Origin of the sequence: Bacillus sp. JJ1773, from assembly GCF_036962035.1 — a bacterium.
Classification (GTDB): domain Bacteria; phylum Bacillota; class Bacilli; order Bacillales; family Cytobacillaceae; genus Cytobacillus.
The window spans coordinates 1-15,509 of sequence record NZ_JBALNX010000019.1 but is presented as its reverse complement, the minus strand read 5'-3'; the positions used below and the strand labels follow the sequence as shown (position 1 = coordinate 15,509).

Sequence of the window (15,509 nt, the reverse complement as noted above, 5' to 3'; positions counted from 1 at the left end):
TATTCGTGAATTCTCACTGGAACGGGAACCAGATGCTGTGACTGATGACCGTATGTTCCTTTTTGAGCTAGTCACAGGCGCTAGTTAGAGATTCTGATTACTGCTATTCGTGATTTCTCACTGGAACGGGAACCGAATGCTGTGACTGATGACCGCATGTTCTTTTTTGAACTTGTCACAGGCACCAGATAGTGATTCTGATTACCGTTATTCGTGATTTCTCACTCGAGCGGGAACCAGATGCTGTGATTGATGACCACTTGTTCCTAATAAAATTTAAATGGCAGCTGCCCATCTTCTCATTTATATTTCTTCACGATTTCCTGCAGCTTTAAAGCCAATCCAAGACTTCCTTCGATCTTTAGGCCGCCCGTCATAAAGGCAACTGCCGTGTTTAAATCATCCTTTAAAAGCTTTGAAAAATTTTTATCGCTCATACTCAATGTCACCCCAGGCTCCTGAAGGGCGCCATCAACGACATCTACCTTCCCACCCATTAAAATAATCTGTACAGTTCCGCTTTCATTAAGATTAACTTGAAAAACCCGGTCCTTCTCATTTTCGATATGTACTGGATTTGCATTCATTTTTTCTGCTAGTTGAAATAGCTCTGTTTTAACTGACAAACGGTTTTCACCTCTTATTGTTAACTTTTCTTATATAATTCTATCTAACTTGCTTATTTCCTTTCACAGAATGAAGAATCATTCATTTTATTTACAAAGCCGCTTAAAACAAACAACGCCCCTGTTATAGTGGCGCTGCATGTTTCATATTAGTTTTTCTTTCCTTTTTCATTTATTCCAATCGCTGCGCCGTTCCTGCTGGAATCAGCAACACCTTTGAACGTACCATTTTTATGATCAATATAGATGCTTTGGACATTTCCGATCGTTACAGGCTCAGAACCAAATTTATGTCCCATACTATTTAAGCGATTTAGGATATCTGCAGAAATCCCAGATTCATAACGATATGAATTCAGGTTATTTGTGTAAATTCTTGGCTCTTCCACTGCTGCCTTTAGCTCCATACCATAATCAATGGCGTGAAGAATTGTTTGAAGCACAGAGGTAATAATGGTCGGACCACCTGGAGAACCAACTGTTAGCACTGGCTTTCCATCTTTAAATACTATCGTAGGAGTCATGCTGCTTAATGGCCGCTTATTAGGCTGTACTTCATTGGCACCGCCAGGAATGGCATCAAAGTCTGTTAATTCATTATTTAAAAGTATCCCATAGCCTGGAACCATAATCCCAGTTCCAAACAGCTGCTCAATTGTCGTAGTATAGGAGACAACATTCCCCCATTTATCTGTTACGGAGAAATGAGTCGTCTCTCCGTATTTATGATCATTTGGCTGCATTTTCAGCTTATAATTTGCTGCAGTTGTCTCGTATTTCCATGGGTTTCCTGCTACTGGATTTTGATTTACCTGATTAAGGCTAATAAGCTTCTGACGCTCTTTAATATATTCCGGATGCAAGAGCCCTTTTAATGGTACATTTACGAATTCAGGATCTCCAGCGTATGCAGCTCGATCAGCATAAGCGAGATGCATCGTTTCCGCAAGCAAGTGGTATTTCTGCCATGACTTCACATCATATTGGGAAAGTTTAAAGCCATCCAAAATTTTTAACATTTGCAGCAGGAACACTCCACCTGAGCTTGGCGGAGGCATACTCGCAATTTGATACCCTTGATAGTCTCCCCATATTGGTTTGTCGATGGTTACCTTGTATTTATTTAAATCTTCTGATGTCATAGAGCCGCCAAAATCTTGTACTGTTTTAGCTATTGCCTGAGCAACAGGACCTTTATAATAACCATCTGCGCCCTTTGAACGAATTAGCTTAAAGGTTTGGGCTAAATCCTTTTGAACAAGGATTTCTCCTTCACTCAATGGTTTTCCATTTGGAAGGAATACACCTTTTGCAGCTGTTTTTGCGAGCATTTCCTTATTATCCTGAATGGCATCAGCTAAAACGGAATCAATTGGGAAGCCTTTATCCGCTAGGTTAATTGCAGGGTTAATAAGCTGCGGCAATGGGCGAGTTCCCCATATCTCCAATGCTTTTTCTAATCCTTTCAAAGTTCCTGGAACCCCAACAGCTGTACCTCCAGTAGAACGTTCAGCAAAGGGGATAGGGTTGCCGTTTTTATCTAGGAACATATTAGGCGTTGCACCTTGTGGAGCTCTTTCCCTGCTATTAATAATCGTTGTTTCATTCGTTTTGCCATCGTACACCATCATGAAACCACCGCCGCCAATCCCCGACATCATGGGCTCAACAACATTTAAAGCAAATTGGATGGCCACAGCAGCATCAATGGCATTTCCCCCTTTTTTTAGGATCTCTGCACCAATTTCTGATGCTAAAGGATGAGCAGTAGTCACCATTCCATCCTTCCCTGACGCTACCTGACTATATGTACCATAGTCGGCCTTTTTTGCCTTCGCCTGAACATTAAAAGGCAGTGTTCCAATGATTAATAGAACACTGAATAAAAAGACGAAACCTGTTTTCAAAATTCTCCCCATCATTTCTCCCCCTCATAGACTTGTTCATATCTACTTTATGGAGAAAAGGCAGTAATATGAAGAAATACATGACCCTATTAAATTTTTGAATATATATTCCTATATGAAGGAGTAAGAAAGACTTAGTTAAAAAAATAACGTGAATTTCAATGTTTCCTATTAAATTAAAAGTTGGAAATATATTGTTTTTCTACCATTTCAAAATGGGAGGTTTTTACCTCTCTATTCTTCCAATTTCTTAACCAATCAATCACTTTATCTTTTAATTCGTTTTCTACAGGTTATTTAATGGATTTCTTATTATATTCATAATCTTGCTCATACTGTATTCAACATCGGTTTTACGGAGCATATGAGTCATGTCTTGAATAATATGTGTTTCGCATTCTCCTTGAACGAGTGCTTTAATTTTTTCTAAATCGCCTACCTTCACATTGACATCCTTTGATCCGGTGATGGCAAGGACAGGACAGGTTACCTTTTGTAACGGTTCGGATACATCAAATTGTACTGTCTCACGATTCCATTTAGCGTTCACTTTTTTTCCTTTATACTTTATGACCGGTTCATCCGAGGCTTGAAGGACTTTTACTAAGTCATCATTCATTTTATTAATTTTCTCATCTACTTTTAGTAATCTAGTTAGCCAACCTTGAAATCCTTTTAAAGATCGAATATCATTCATGATTTCCTGCCTCTGCCATGCCATCGTTTCTGCCAAAGGTTCAGCTGTGCCGGCAAGCAGGATCATTCCGTCTGCTGGTACCCTTTCATTCACAAATGGTGCGATTATAGTCCCTTCACTATGACCGAGTAAAATCACTTTATCTGCGTCAATTTTTGGATGACCTTTAGCAAATTCCATCACAGCCTGTGCGTCATCAATTAAATCGTACACGCCTGTTTCATAATAGTCACCTTTACTCGCGCCAACTCCTCTTTTATCATAACGAATACTTGCAAACCCTTAATTCTTTAAAAATATTCATAGGCATTCCTTCAGCATTCGAATCGCGATCAATGGGGCCGCTTCCGTGTACCATAACAATTAAAGGGTATTTTTCAAGATTTCCTTCGGGAATGGTTAATGTCGCTGCTAACGTATACTGTCCTTTAATCATTACTTCAAACTCTTTACTCATCATTTTCATCCGCCCTTTTTTATTAATTTCGTATTTACCTTTTATTAAGACGTCTAAGGAAAAAAATCGTTCAAATATTTTTTCCACCAAACAAACTTTACATTGATAATATGGTGAAAGTAATCAAAATAATGAGCAGCAAAAACGTGCATACTTATATATAAAACAAATTGTATTAACATTTTAAAAAGATAAACTTAAAACAGTATCAAAATTTTGTTGTTATGATTAATCTTGTATATATCAGTTCAGATTTATAGGAGGACAATATGGAAGCGTCAAAAAAATGTAAAGATTCATATGTAGTCAAAACTAGTATCGTTTTGCCGCCTGATACAAATGCTTACGGGACGTTATTTGGGGGAAAATTAATGGCTTACATAGACGATGCAGCCGCGATTTCAGGTATGCGGCATGCAAGGAGAAATGTTGTAACAGCCTCAACGGATTCGGTTGATTTCCTCCATCCCATTCATCAAGGTGATGCAGTTTGCTTAGAAGCCTTTGTAACATATACTGGAAGATCCTCTATGGAAGTATTTGTAAAAGTTATAGCGGAAGATTTATTAACAGGGGAAAGCAATGTTTGTGCCATGTCTTTCTTAACCATGGTGGCGGTTGATAAAAACGGAAAGCCTACACCGGTTCCTGCAGTCATCCCCGAATCAGATGAGGAAAAAAGCTTATTTGAATCAGCAAAAGAACGTGCAGAAATTCGAAAGAAGCGAAAACAAGATAGTGTGGAGAGGGTAAAATCATACAAGATTGACCTTCCCTAAAGAATTTTTTTAGAGCAGCCATGTTCAACTAGGCTGCTCTTGCTTTTTCATCTAAATCTGACTGGAGATAGCAGTACACTAACACCAATTTTCTTGCAAATGGTCAGGTAATGCATAAGAAATAACAGAACAGCCCCTGCATTCATCCCAATGATTATGCCATCCATCTGGAAGCTGTGCATGGAACCGAGTACGTACATCACTGAAAAGGATACAATCGTTGACCAAACAAAATGGTAAAAAGCCTCTTTCATAAGTCCCAAGCCTATTAGGAAAGCCTGCATGGGGATGATGAAATAATGCAGCAGGAAAAACGGCCATAGCATTTGTAAATAAATAGCAGCATCAGAGGAATGGAAAAAGTTTAGTGTAATCGGTTCAGCGAAAAAGTAGAAGAAAATTACAGCTGGGATCCCGTAAAGAAATGTGATTATACATACTTGTTGCAGAAGACTTTGGAGCTTGTCAGTATTTTTTTCAGCATAAGCTTCAGAAACGGTTGGAATGAGCATTATGAGGAAGGAATGGGCAATAAATGCCGGAAAAAAACCTACCGTCATCGCGATTCCAGCCAGCATACCAAAATGCTCAGTTGCTACAATCCCGCTCACTCCGGCTTGTAGTAAAGCTGCCTTAATGAGGAAGGGCTCTACCGCATGTGTCAAGGCATGGAATACTCTCAATGCGGTTGTCGGAATGGAAACTGCCATCAAGCTTCTCCATACTGTCCCCCCGCTCATTCTTTCAATTGGCTCCCTTTTCACGTGCTGAAATTGCAGGATAAACATATGAAGCAAGTAAAAGAAAACAACAATCTCGCTCCCTATAAAAGTACAAAAGGCAATTAAAACAGCCGTTTCTGTATCAAATTGAAATATTTGATATAGGAAGACGAGTAATATCAGCTGTATAAGCTTTCTCATAAAATTATAAGTGGCAATTTTACCCATTTGCTGCTTTCCCATAAAAAACCCTCTTGTAATGGAAGAGAAAGAAACAATCGGGATAAAGGCGATGACAGCCCATCTAAGATAAGGATGATACTGATCAAAAACAGAGACAAACGGGATAATGATAATAGCCAACGGTAATAAAATAGCTGTGAAGATAACGGTTAATTTAATGACATGGTTGAGCATGCTATAATGGTATTTCTTGTCTTTTTCGGCAATAAACTTCGAAATGGAGATGGGAAGTTCAAAGCTCGCCAGCAAGACAATCAAGAAAATCGTTGGAAGAATGGACATATACATGCCGAGTCCTCTCTCCCCAAGTTCACGTGCCAATACCATATTCACTAGAAATTCGATGCATTCTCCCGCAAATGCGGCAACAGCTAACAATAATGTTCCTTTAAAAAATTTATTCATTATGCCTCTCCTTATACATCCGCCAAGTATCACTGGCTGTATTGCCAGAATCGTATTGTATAAGATATGAGACAAGTCTTTGGAATATTATTTATGTTGTTTGTAAAGGTGAATTGTTTTTTTGAGAATCGATTTTGAGTGGAATGTTTTTTAGTGAAGATGCGGGGAAAAACTTACATTGAGGTTACCTATGTTTGCGTTTTTAACTAAAGAACGGAAAAACACTTACATTGAATGCAAAAAGAAGAAGGCCAGCAAAATCTCCTGCCTTCTTCTCTCATCCATCCTTATTTCTCAAGCATCAATTTTAAAATAAGCTCATCTGTTTGACGGGTACCTTCATTTCCTAGCTTGCAAAAGCTTTCGATGCTTTTCTCAACGTCATCGTGGATAAAGCCGTCAGTAGATTGAATTTCTTGGTGATTGAGGGCTAATAATGCTGATTGGACAGCTACATTTGAGCAGGTAGATACCTTCATTGCACACCCCGCCTTTGCCCCATCGCATATCATCCCAGATACATTTCCGATTGTATTTTGTACCGCTGCTTTTATTTGCTGAAGATTGCCATCCAGCAGGTAAACAATAGCCGAGCTTGCACCCATTCCCGCAGCTGTTACACCGCATAAGGCAGACAGACGGCCAAATTTTGACTTGATATGGATCGTGATCAGGTGACTTAAAGCAACAGCCCGAATCATTTTATCCTCCGACACGTGCAGTTTTTCGGCTACGGCCACGACAGGAAGAGTAACAGCAATCCCTTGGTTCCCGCTGCCCGTATTGGCCATAACCGGAAGTGTCGAACCTGCCATGCGTGCATCTGAGCCAGCAGCGGCAAGTGACATCGCGGCAGTTGCTAAATCATCGGATAGGAACCCTTTTTTCACATTCTCTTTAATGGTTTTTCCGACATTTAAACCGTAATCTCCAGATAAACCTTCCATCCCGATAACCCGGTTTAATTCTATACTCCGTTTTACTAATGATAAATCCTTTACATCAGCCTGGAGTACCCAATGATAAATTTCATCAATGGTTAAACTTTCTAACTCCTCCTCTTCGGTTTGAATGCCAATATTCTCGCAGCCGCCAAGGAACACAGGCTTGCCATCCACTTCAATCAACGTAATATTGCTATGATTATCCGAAATCACTACTTTTGAAATTTGTTTTTCTGTTTGAACCGTTACTTCAATATAAAGTCTTTTTGGTGTTTCAGCCTGCCCTGCTTTCACTTTACCCTCTTCAATCAGCTGCAAAGCCAAGAGCTCATCTTCCTTTGTTAATCCATCTAACAATTCCAATTCTTTCTCATGGTTTCCTGCAACCGCTCCGAGTGCTGCTGAGAAGTCCAGCCCTTTTCCAGACATCCCAGGTATTCCAACAGACTTTGCATTTTTGATAATATTCCCGCTTGCCTTTACGCAAATTTCTTGGATCGTTCCTTCAACATAGCTTTTCGCTGTTGCTGCAGCCAAGGCAATAGCAACTGGTTCTGTACATCCTAGTGCTACAACAAGTTCCTTTTCTAAAATTGCTAATATTTTATGCTTGTCCATTTTTTCGCCACCTGTCTAAAATCTTAATTAAATTTTAACATAACATTTGTTTTTATGTTTCACACGTTATTAACATTATCTGGAAAATACAGTTGTGTACCAATTGCACTCAAACTTCTTAATTTTAGGAAAATAATAGTAATAGGATGATTAAATTCACTTTTAATGAGGGACATTGTATTGAGCCTGTTACATTTAACCATTGACCTAGTTGTTGGTTTCATTCTTTTGTTTATCATCGTCAAAAATTGTCGGTAGAAAGATTATTAAACAAATTTCTCCTTTTACATTTATTACTTCGATTATTTTAAGCGAAATGCTTGGAAATGCTATGTATGAGGAGAACTTGAAGACATTGCTTTTAAGGAGGACTGGTTAAAAATGCAGCTATCCTCTCAAGGCGTAACTGATTATAAAAATATTTTTCTAGCTGAATGGCTTGAAGGTGACGGACTTTTCATACAATCCATGATTCCGCCAAACCTGTCCACCCAACAAGCTCGATAATAAAAACTGTCCTTTTTAGATGCCTAGTACTCTTAGAGTCGAAACCACAACAATAAAAAAAGACCTTCTCGAAAAATAAACTTTGAGTTGGTCTTTTCATAGTTATTCTGTAAGTGAATGCTTAAAGGCATAGATTACAGCCTGAGTCCGGTCCTGAACGTGGAGCTTGCTGAGAATGTTGCTGACGTGAGTTTTGACTGTTTTTAAGGCGATAAACAGTTCATCAGCGATTTCCTGATTGGTCTTTCCTTCCGTCATAAGCAAAAGAATTTCCATTTCTCTACTGGTCAATTCTTCATGAGGAAGCTGTTGGTTCCTCTGCCTCATTTTCACCATCATTTTTCCCGTTACTTCCGGTTCTAAGACAGATTGCCCCTGATAAGTGGATCTGACTGCTTCAGCAATTTCGCTCGCTTTTGAAGTTTTCAGCATATAGCTTGTTGCCCCCGCTTCCAGAGCAGGATAAACCTTCTCATCATCCAAGAAGCTTGTCACAATAATAATTTTCGCGTCTGGCCATTGTTCAATAATATTTCTTGTTGCTTCAATTCCGTCCATTTCCTTCATGACCAAATCCATTAATATAATATCCGGACGTAAATCTAATGCCATATCAATGGCTGTTCTTCCATTGTCAGCCTCACCAACCACTTCAATATCGGGCTGTGCAGACAAATATGAGGAAACTCCAATTCTCACCATTTCATGATCATCAACAAATAAAACTCTAATCATTGGCCTCACCCTCTTGCTTCATAATAGGAATTTTCACTTCAAGTCGTGTACCGCTATTTTTCAAACTAATGATTTTGAGCGTTCCTCCAACCTCAACCGCTCGTTCATGCATATTCTGCAGACCATAGGAACCAGCTTTTGCTTCCTCAACGTCAAAACCAATCCCATCATCTACCACTCTTAAAATAACAAACTCATCCCTTTGAATTAGCAAAACTTCGAGCTTCGATGATTTCGAATGGCGGAGGGTGTTAGAAACCGATTCTTGAAGAATGCGAAATAAATGATCCTCTATACCTTTATCAAGAGGGAAGTCCTCGACTTTCCATTTAATATCCATCGTTACTTTTTGTGATAATTCGATGAGTAATTCCTTTATTCCTTCTTGAAGGGACTTTCCTTTTAAAGCAGCAGGTCTTAAATGCAGCAAAAGGGCCCTCATTTCGAGTTGTGACTGGTGAATCATTTCCTCCACCATTTTTAATTGCTTCGTTTCCCTTTCATTTGTCTGAGGCTTTGCCTCATTGATAGCTGACATTAGCATAGAAGCCGCGAATAACTGCTGACTGACAGAATCATGAAGCTCCCTTGCCAAACGATTTCGCTCCTGAGAGATCACTTCCTGCACGCGGCTCTCCATATCCTCCGCTTTTTCTGTTGCCAGCTTTTGTGAGAGTTTCGCCTGTTCGGCAATTTGCTTCTGAATTTTGCCTACTCTGTTTACAATAGAGTGCAAATCAGGAGGGGCATTCATTTCTTTCGTTTCTATTTGCCGCCCTTCCTCAATATGATAGAGCCAGCTATCGACTGTTTGAATTTGCTTCTTCCAATTGAATCCTGAAATTAAGCCGAACAAAATACCAATAAAAATACTGACACTCGGAACAAAAATAACATATGGAATATCCATAACATTTGTATCCCATAGCTCTTTCCAATCAATCAGCGGAAAACGAAATAGAAAAGAAAGAATAAAGAAGCTGCAGATGAGAATGGACACAGCTACTCCTATAACGACTTGACGCTGAACAATACTCATACGCGCTTCACCTCTAAGTCACCTACGGGGATCGAGGTAAAAATTTTGACACGTTGTTCAGCTTGATCATACCCTGAAGTTTGAACCTTCAATGTCTGATTAAAAACCTTTGGTTCCTGAGCTCCAAAGATTTCAACCGAACCAGCTAATACAGAGTGATTTACACTTATTTCTATATCATAAGGAACAAGGACTTGAATGTTCCCAATTAAGTTTCTTATATAGATAACCGTTTCCCCTTTTGGGAGAACAGTGTAGCTTAAATCAATAACGGTATCCCCGATTCCTGTCTGAATATTAATATCGCTCCATTCATAGACGTGATCGGGAGTCTTTTGCTGTCCGAATAATTGATTGCCGAAAAGCGGCTTATGCCGAATGAGCGTTTCATTCTCCAAATTCAAACTTGGTTCCTTCAAATCAGGCTTAATATGTGCTGGATTTTTCTTAGCCTGAACGAATTGGATTAAGAAATGGATTAAAATCGCCAACAGAAAAAATTTAAAAGTAATCATACTAAAAATACTAATAATCAAAAAGATAATTCCAAGCCAAAACAGGAGTTTTCCGGATTTACGTGGCATCCATTTCCTCCCGATATAAATCATGCCCACTTCCACAAGGAGGGAGAAAATCAATCCCGAATTAAAAAATGTAAATTCCAAAAAGAGAACAACTGCCCCCAACAATAATATCCAGCTTATATATTCACTCTTAACTCTATTTATCATGGGACTCCTCCCTCCTAATTAAATAAGCACTAGCGCAATGATGATGGATGGTTCTAAAATGTTCACTATGAAACTTCCAAAAAAGGCGCAGATTTCCACGCCTTTTTAGAATACCATGTTTCCCTTATGAAATAGAATGGGTTTCTTCTTTTTTCATATCTTTTTCTATTTGTGCAATGCGTGCGTCAATCGTACTGCGATAATAGGAGCTGTTTACTTGATTTTCTAAACGATCTAAATACGACTCAATTTCTTGAAAACGGGAAGTTGACTTATTAGATGAAATGTCCTGATCCAGCACCTGATTCATTTTCACTTGAGCCCTCGTCATATTTTCACGGCCCATGAGCTCCATGCGGCGAATATGCATATCTTTCAGCTTATGCTTCATTTCTTCATATTTTCTTTCTAATTCAGCAAGCTGCTGGTTTGATTGGTTCAGTGCATCCTTTAGGCGTGCCGCACGTTCCTCATACTGTGCATGCTCCGCGGAAGCAAATAAGTAAAGTTCATTTTCTCCAGCCTGTGAAGCAATTTCAGCCTGACGTTTTCTTTTTGTTGCCAAGTCCTCTGCTTGACGATATTCCCTGCTGAACTCTTCCTTCAATGCATATTGGCGTTCCAGCAGCTTGCGGACTTTTTCCGTTTCATTTTCACTATCACGTAAATATTGATTTAAGAGCGTAATCGGATTTTTCTTTTCCTTTTGATCTAGTGCCTCATTGATATCTGCTAAAACAGTGTTTTTAATACGAGTAAATAGATTTGTCATTTGTCTCTCTCCTTAAGATTATTAGTCTTTCTTTAATTCTGACCATTGCTTTTCAAAATTTGTGAATGGGTCGTTGTCTTCTACAATGACTGACTTTTTCTCATTCCATTTTTTATACACAACGTACAAGACATAAGCAGCTGCAATACCAAGGATTGCTGGTATATTGGAGGCAGTGGCCATCAGAGCAATAAAGCCGATGATCCCCCAGCCAATTTTCATTAATGTTGAATCTGTTTTCAGAAATTGTTTAAACACGAAGTACAGAATAACGATGCTGATTCCTAGCGCCACCAATGGTCCCAGATTTGACAATAATACAAATGCAGCAATTCCTCCTGCTAATAGTAAACCGAATTTTTTCATTTTCGTTTCCTCCTTTCTTGATATCATCTTACCTTTATTTCATTCTTCTCATAACGAGCCTGAGCTTTATTTTCAACTAGGTCCAGAGACCGAGCATATGAACGGCCTAAAGGTAGATCGTTGAAAACTAACATTAAAAGACGACCAATTTTACCTAGCAGGACTTTAAATAATAACAAGGAACCTTACATGAATTCTCAGCACTAAACCATACTAGAATTAGGAGGTGTGCCATAACATGAACCTAGCTTGGCTCTGCGGAATTTTACTATTTATCCAGCCTGCTCAACCGCCTGATAGCTTAACAATTGAAAGCGAGGGAGAATCAGTCCTTACGGTTAACCGAATAGATTACACAACCCCTTTTCCAGATATTCCTTTAATCGATATAGAAAAACTAAATGATCTTCTTGAAGAGGTAGATAAACAAACATATCAAGCACCAAAAAATGCTTATATTAGCCAATCAGGAAATGTAGTAGCTGAAGAAATTGGCAGGAGATTACACCGAAGAGCCTTTACAGATCTGTTTTATACATATTTTTACAATACGAATACTTCTAAAATAGAAGTGCCAATACTTCCGATTCATCCACGAGTGGATCGGGATTTATTGTTGCATATTCATGTTAAGCGGATTGGAAGATATGTGACTTTTTTTAATCAAGGCAATAAAGCACGCTCTCATAATATTGCTCTTGCGGCAGAAGCCATTAATAATCAAGTTGTTTTTCCTGGTGAGACTTTTTCCTTTAATCGTGTTGTGGGAAAGCGAACGAAGAATAGGGGCTATATGCGTGCGCCTGTTATTGTTCGAGGAGAGTTAGCTGAGGATATTGGCGGGGGAATCTGCCAAGTCTCATCCACCCTTTATAACTCGGCTGACCGGGCTGGCTTAAAAATCATCGAACGCTATTCCCATTCCAAAAGCGTTCCGTATGTACCAAATGGCAGGGATGCTGCGGTCAGCTGGTATGGACCAGACTTCAGCTTTAAAAACGAATATAGCTTACCATTATTAATACGGGCGCGAGCTGCCGGAGGACAAATTGCGATCCACATTTATTCATCTGATGAAATCGAATATGAGCCCCGAATCGTTCCGGGTGCTTCGAAAACTCTGCCTGAAGAAATCCCAAGCACCGGAGAAGAAAGTTGAATATTGTAACAGGAGAGTTTTATTGGGGATGAGAAAAACCGGGCAAAAACTGCCCGGTCCTTTTTTCTAGTGAATATCCGAAATCTTTTCTTTAAACCTCTGTCATCATTCTTTTTTCTCGGAGAAACGTTGTTGCAGTATCTATTAATAAATTTGTATTCATTATGACAGAATCAAAATCAACCCATTCTACTGGTTCATGGAGCCCGAATCCAGAAGCACCAATATTAACAGTGGGAATACCCGCCTGTTGGAATATAGCTGCATCTGTCCAAAATCCCCATCCTACACTTTCAGGCTCCCTTCCTACTAATAATCTGTAGGATTCAGTTAATTTTTGAACAATCAATTCACTGGAATTACATGAAAAAGGATTCCGTTGAAAATACCAATCAATATGAGAACCTTCAGCTACATTCTGTACCACTTTTTCAATCTCTGTTTTTATATTAGATATGTTTTCTGAAGGTAGAGTGCGCCTTTCAATATGAATTTGACATTCTGGTGCATAAGTAGAAATCCCAACACCTCCACTAATTTGACTTACATGCATGGATGCGGGGCCAACGAGATCTTCCCTTCTGTTCCTTAATACATTTTTATCTAAATCATCTAGTCCAACGATGACCTTGCCCATCCTTGAAATGGCACTGTCTCCCAGATCCCATCTGCTGCCATGAGCGCTACGACCCCATGTAGTTACTTTTCCCCACAAGAATCCCCTGTGGGCAATGACCATTTTCAAATCGCTTGGCTCAGTTAGGATACAAGCATCTGCTTTATGATGAAGCACAAAGTGATCCGCTCCGATACTTGAGTATTCCTCATCACAAACAAGGGCCAATATTACTTTCCCCTTAATGGAACCTGAGGCCGCTAATGAAGCTGCAGTACTCATTATGGCAGCTATACCGGCCTTCATATCACAGCTACCTCTTCCATAAACTCTGCTTCCCTCTACTTTTGGATCAAATGGGGCAATTTCCATCCCTTTCGTTCCAACCGTATCCAAGTGTGCACATAAGCAAAGGGTCGGACCGTCCCCGTCTCCAACTTCGGCAAACACATTAGGTCGACCAGGTTCAACAAACTCTAGCCTTGCATCAACCTTATGTTTTTTGAGCCAATTTACCGCAAATTCGGCTATTTGTACTTCATTGTATCCCTCTTCCGGTGCAAGAGTAGGGTTAACTGATGGGATTCTTATTAGATCCCTAAGTAACTCTAGAACTTCTGATTTTGATATAGTTAACAAAGATTATCACTCCAACTTGTATATATTTGCTTTGTATCTTTTCCTATCATTTCTTTTTCCATCTCTAGATGATTTACAATATAAGTATATTTTTATATTAATTTTAGAATTATTCGAATAATACTATTATTGGATAAAAAAATATAAATATATTGAGGTTTAGTTATACAAATGAAAGATTTCATGATAGATGAAATCTGAAAAGACCTTACTGGCAAGCGGAAATTCAAATTATGTTTAGTAATAATTGAGGAATAAAAGAATTTTATTAGAGTTTCCTCTACCAAAATTGTGATATTTCGGAAATGATTAGCTACATCTATTGTTTTTTAATTATAAAATTCTGATTATAAAAAAGATATTGAAATTTAATTCTATTGAATTTATACTTAATTCGAAATCTATTATTTTCATAAAAAATATTAAAGGGGGATTTTTGTGTTTGATCAAATTGTAAATACCATTAACGGATGGCTATGGAGTCCTGTATTGGTTGGTTTCATTGTTTTAACTGGTTTGTATTTTAGTTTTCGTACTAGATTCCTGCAGATCCGTCATTTTAAGGAAATGGTTAAACTCGTGGCCTCAGGGAAGGGTTCCGATGCGGGGGTTTCTCCATTCCAGGCATTAGCAATGTCTTTATCAGGCCGTATCGGCGTAGGGAACGTCGCTGGAACCGCAACTGGTATTGCTTTTGGTGGACCAGGTGCCGTCTTTTGGATGTGGGTCATTACCTTTATCGGTGCAGCCTCAGCTTATGTAGAGTCGACTCTTGCTCAAATTTATAAAGAAAAGCAAGATGGTGAGTATCGTGGGGGTCCTGCCTACTATATCGAAAAGGGACTTGGCTGGAAATGGTTTGCGGTGATTTTCGCAGTGGCCACATTGCTTGCAATGGCTTTCTTGATGCCAGGTATACAGGCAAATGCAATTGCAGATACAGTTCATAACGCTTTTGGTCTCGATAAAACAATCACAGGTCTAATCGTTGTCGCACTTGTTGGTTTTACTATTTTTGGCGGAGTTAAGCGTATTGCTAAAGTTGCAGAATGGGTCGTTCCTTTCATGGCAGCTGCTTATGTTTTAATTGCACTTATTATTATTGGATCTAATTTTGCCGATATTCCAGCAGTATTTGGACTTATTTTTAAAAGCGCTTTCGGAGCTGAAGAAATGTTTGGCGGTATTATTGGTTCAGCTATTATGTGGGGAGTAAAACGCGGTCTATATGCGAATGAAGCTGGTCAGGGTACAGGTGCTCACCCAGCTGCAGCAGCAGAGGTTTCCCACCCAGTTAAGCAAGGTCTTGTGCAATCGTTTTCAATTTATTTAGACGTATTCTTAGTTGTTACAGCGACTGCATTTATGATTTTATTTACACAACAATACAATGTTATCGACGAAAAAACTGGAACAGTACTAACTGAAAACCTTCCAGGAGTTGAACCAGGAGCTGGTTACACTCAAGCGGCAGTTGATACGCTCATTCCTGGATACGGTGCAGGATTTGTTGCCATTGCTTTATTCTTCTTTGCCTTTACGACTAT

17 protein-coding genes are annotated in these 15,509 nt (G+C 39.1%); 5 read left to right on the top strand and 12 right to left on the bottom strand.

The window, feature by feature from the left end:
• Positions 1–299: 299 nt before the first annotated feature.
• The 4 genes from V7127_RS04320 to V7127_RS04305 form a co-directional block, all read right to left on the bottom strand.
• Positions 300–626 carry an SCP2 sterol-binding domain-containing protein gene (locus V7127_RS04320; protein WP_335483870.1) on the bottom strand — a complete coding sequence of 109 codons (327 nt, stop codon included), beginning with the start codon at positions 624–626 and terminating at the stop codon, positions 300–302.
• Between the two features lie 149 nt (positions 627–775).
• Positions 776–2,545, bottom strand: coding sequence for a gamma-glutamyltransferase (gene ggt, locus V7127_RS04315; RefSeq protein WP_335483920.1), 1,770 nt, complete (start codon positions 2,543–2,545; stop codon positions 776–778).
• A gap of 274 nt (positions 2,546–2,819) precedes the next feature.
• Entirely contained in the window at positions 2,820–3,500 is a 681-nt protein-coding gene (locus V7127_RS04310; RefSeq protein WP_335483918.1) for an alpha/beta hydrolase, read from the bottom strand.
• Complete coding sequence (locus V7127_RS04305; RefSeq protein WP_335483869.1) at positions 3,490–3,690, bottom strand: hypothetical protein; 201 nt, start codon at positions 3,688–3,690, stop codon at positions 3,490–3,492. The genes V7127_RS04310 and V7127_RS04305 overlap by 11 nt, the downstream gene beginning before the upstream one ends.
• 266 nt (positions 3,691–3,956) lie before the next feature.
• Between V7127_RS04305 and V7127_RS04300 the strand changes: the two genes are divergently transcribed.
• On the top strand, positions 3,957–4,466 hold the full coding sequence (locus V7127_RS04300) for an acyl-CoA thioesterase (protein ID WP_335354081.1): 510 nt from the start codon (positions 3,957–3,959) through the stop codon (positions 4,464–4,466).
• Between the two features lie 47 nt (positions 4,467–4,513).
• On the opposite strand, the gene V7127_RS04295 is transcribed toward V7127_RS04300, so the two are convergent.
• Complete coding sequence (locus V7127_RS04295; protein ID WP_335483866.1) at positions 4,514–5,836, bottom strand: polysaccharide biosynthesis protein; 1,323 nt, start codon at positions 5,834–5,836, stop codon at positions 4,514–4,516.
• 287 nt (positions 5,837–6,123) lie between these two features.
• Positions 6,124–7,398, bottom strand: a complete 1,275-nt coding sequence (locus tag V7127_RS04290; protein WP_335354083.1) for an L-cysteine desulfidase family protein — start codon at positions 7,396–7,398, stop codon at positions 6,124–6,126.
• Between the two features lie 211 nt (positions 7,399–7,609).
• Here V7127_RS04290 and V7127_RS04285 point away from each other — a divergent pair, with 211 nt between their 5' ends.
• Complete coding sequence (locus V7127_RS04285; RefSeq protein WP_335483864.1) at positions 7,610–7,777, top strand: hypothetical protein; 168 nt, start codon at positions 7,610–7,612, stop codon at positions 7,775–7,777.
• A 2-nt stretch (positions 7,778–7,779) separates the two neighbouring features.
• The gene (locus V7127_RS04280; RefSeq protein ID WP_335483862.1) at positions 7,780–7,905 is read left to right on the top strand and encodes a hypothetical protein; all 126 of its coding nucleotides are present in this window, start codon (positions 7,780–7,782) and stop codon (positions 7,903–7,905) included.
• 102 nt (positions 7,906–8,007) lie between these two features.
• Here V7127_RS04280 and V7127_RS04275 read toward each other — a convergent pair whose 3' ends face one another.
• The 5 genes from V7127_RS04275 to V7127_RS04255 form a co-directional block, all read right to left on the bottom strand.
• A complete protein-coding gene (locus tag V7127_RS04275; protein ID WP_335346749.1) occupies positions 8,008–8,640 on the bottom strand; it encodes a response regulator transcription factor in 633 nt (210 codons plus the stop codon).
• Positions 8,633–9,679 carry a sensor histidine kinase gene (locus V7127_RS04270; protein WP_335346748.1) on the bottom strand — a complete coding sequence of 349 codons (1,047 nt, stop codon included), beginning with the start codon at positions 9,677–9,679 and terminating at the stop codon, positions 8,633–8,635. The genes V7127_RS04275 and V7127_RS04270 overlap by 8 nt, the downstream gene beginning before the upstream one ends.
• A complete protein-coding gene (gene liaF / locus V7127_RS04265; RefSeq protein ID WP_335346747.1) occupies positions 9,676–10,410 on the bottom strand; it encodes a cell wall-active antibiotics response protein LiaF in 735 nt (244 codons plus the stop codon). Before liaF ends, V7127_RS04270 begins: the two co-directional genes overlap by 4 nt.
• A 124-nt stretch (positions 10,411–10,534) precedes the next feature.
• Positions 10,535–11,182 carry a PspA/IM30 family protein gene (locus tag V7127_RS04260; RefSeq protein ID WP_335483860.1) on the bottom strand — a complete coding sequence of 216 codons (648 nt, stop codon included), beginning with the start codon at positions 11,180–11,182 and terminating at the stop codon, positions 10,535–10,537.
• 21 nt (positions 11,183–11,203) lie between these two features.
• Positions 11,204–11,548 (bottom strand): flagellar basal body rod protein, encoded by a 345-nt coding sequence (locus V7127_RS04255; RefSeq protein WP_335346745.1) that lies wholly within the window; start codon positions 11,546–11,548, stop codon positions 11,204–11,206.
• A gap of 238 nt (positions 11,549–11,786) precedes the next feature.
• On the opposite strand from V7127_RS04255, the gene V7127_RS04250 reads away from it, so the two are divergent.
• Positions 11,787–12,707, top strand: a complete 921-nt coding sequence (locus V7127_RS04250; RefSeq protein WP_335483858.1) for a VanW family protein — start codon at positions 11,787–11,789, stop codon at positions 12,705–12,707.
• Positions 12,708–12,798: 91 nt separating this feature from the next.
• Here the strand turns inward: V7127_RS04250 and V7127_RS04245 are convergent, their stop codons facing one another.
• Positions 12,799–13,962 carry a M20 family metallopeptidase gene (locus V7127_RS04245; protein WP_335483856.1) on the bottom strand — a complete coding sequence of 388 codons (1,164 nt, stop codon included), beginning with the start codon at positions 13,960–13,962 and terminating at the stop codon, positions 12,799–12,801.
• A gap of 432 nt (positions 13,963–14,394) precedes the next feature.
• On the opposite strand from V7127_RS04245, the gene V7127_RS04240 reads away from it, so the two are divergent.
• On the top strand, positions 14,395–15,509 hold a 1,115-nt coding region (locus tag V7127_RS04240; RefSeq protein ID WP_438823968.1), incomplete at its 3' end, for an alanine/glycine:cation symporter family protein.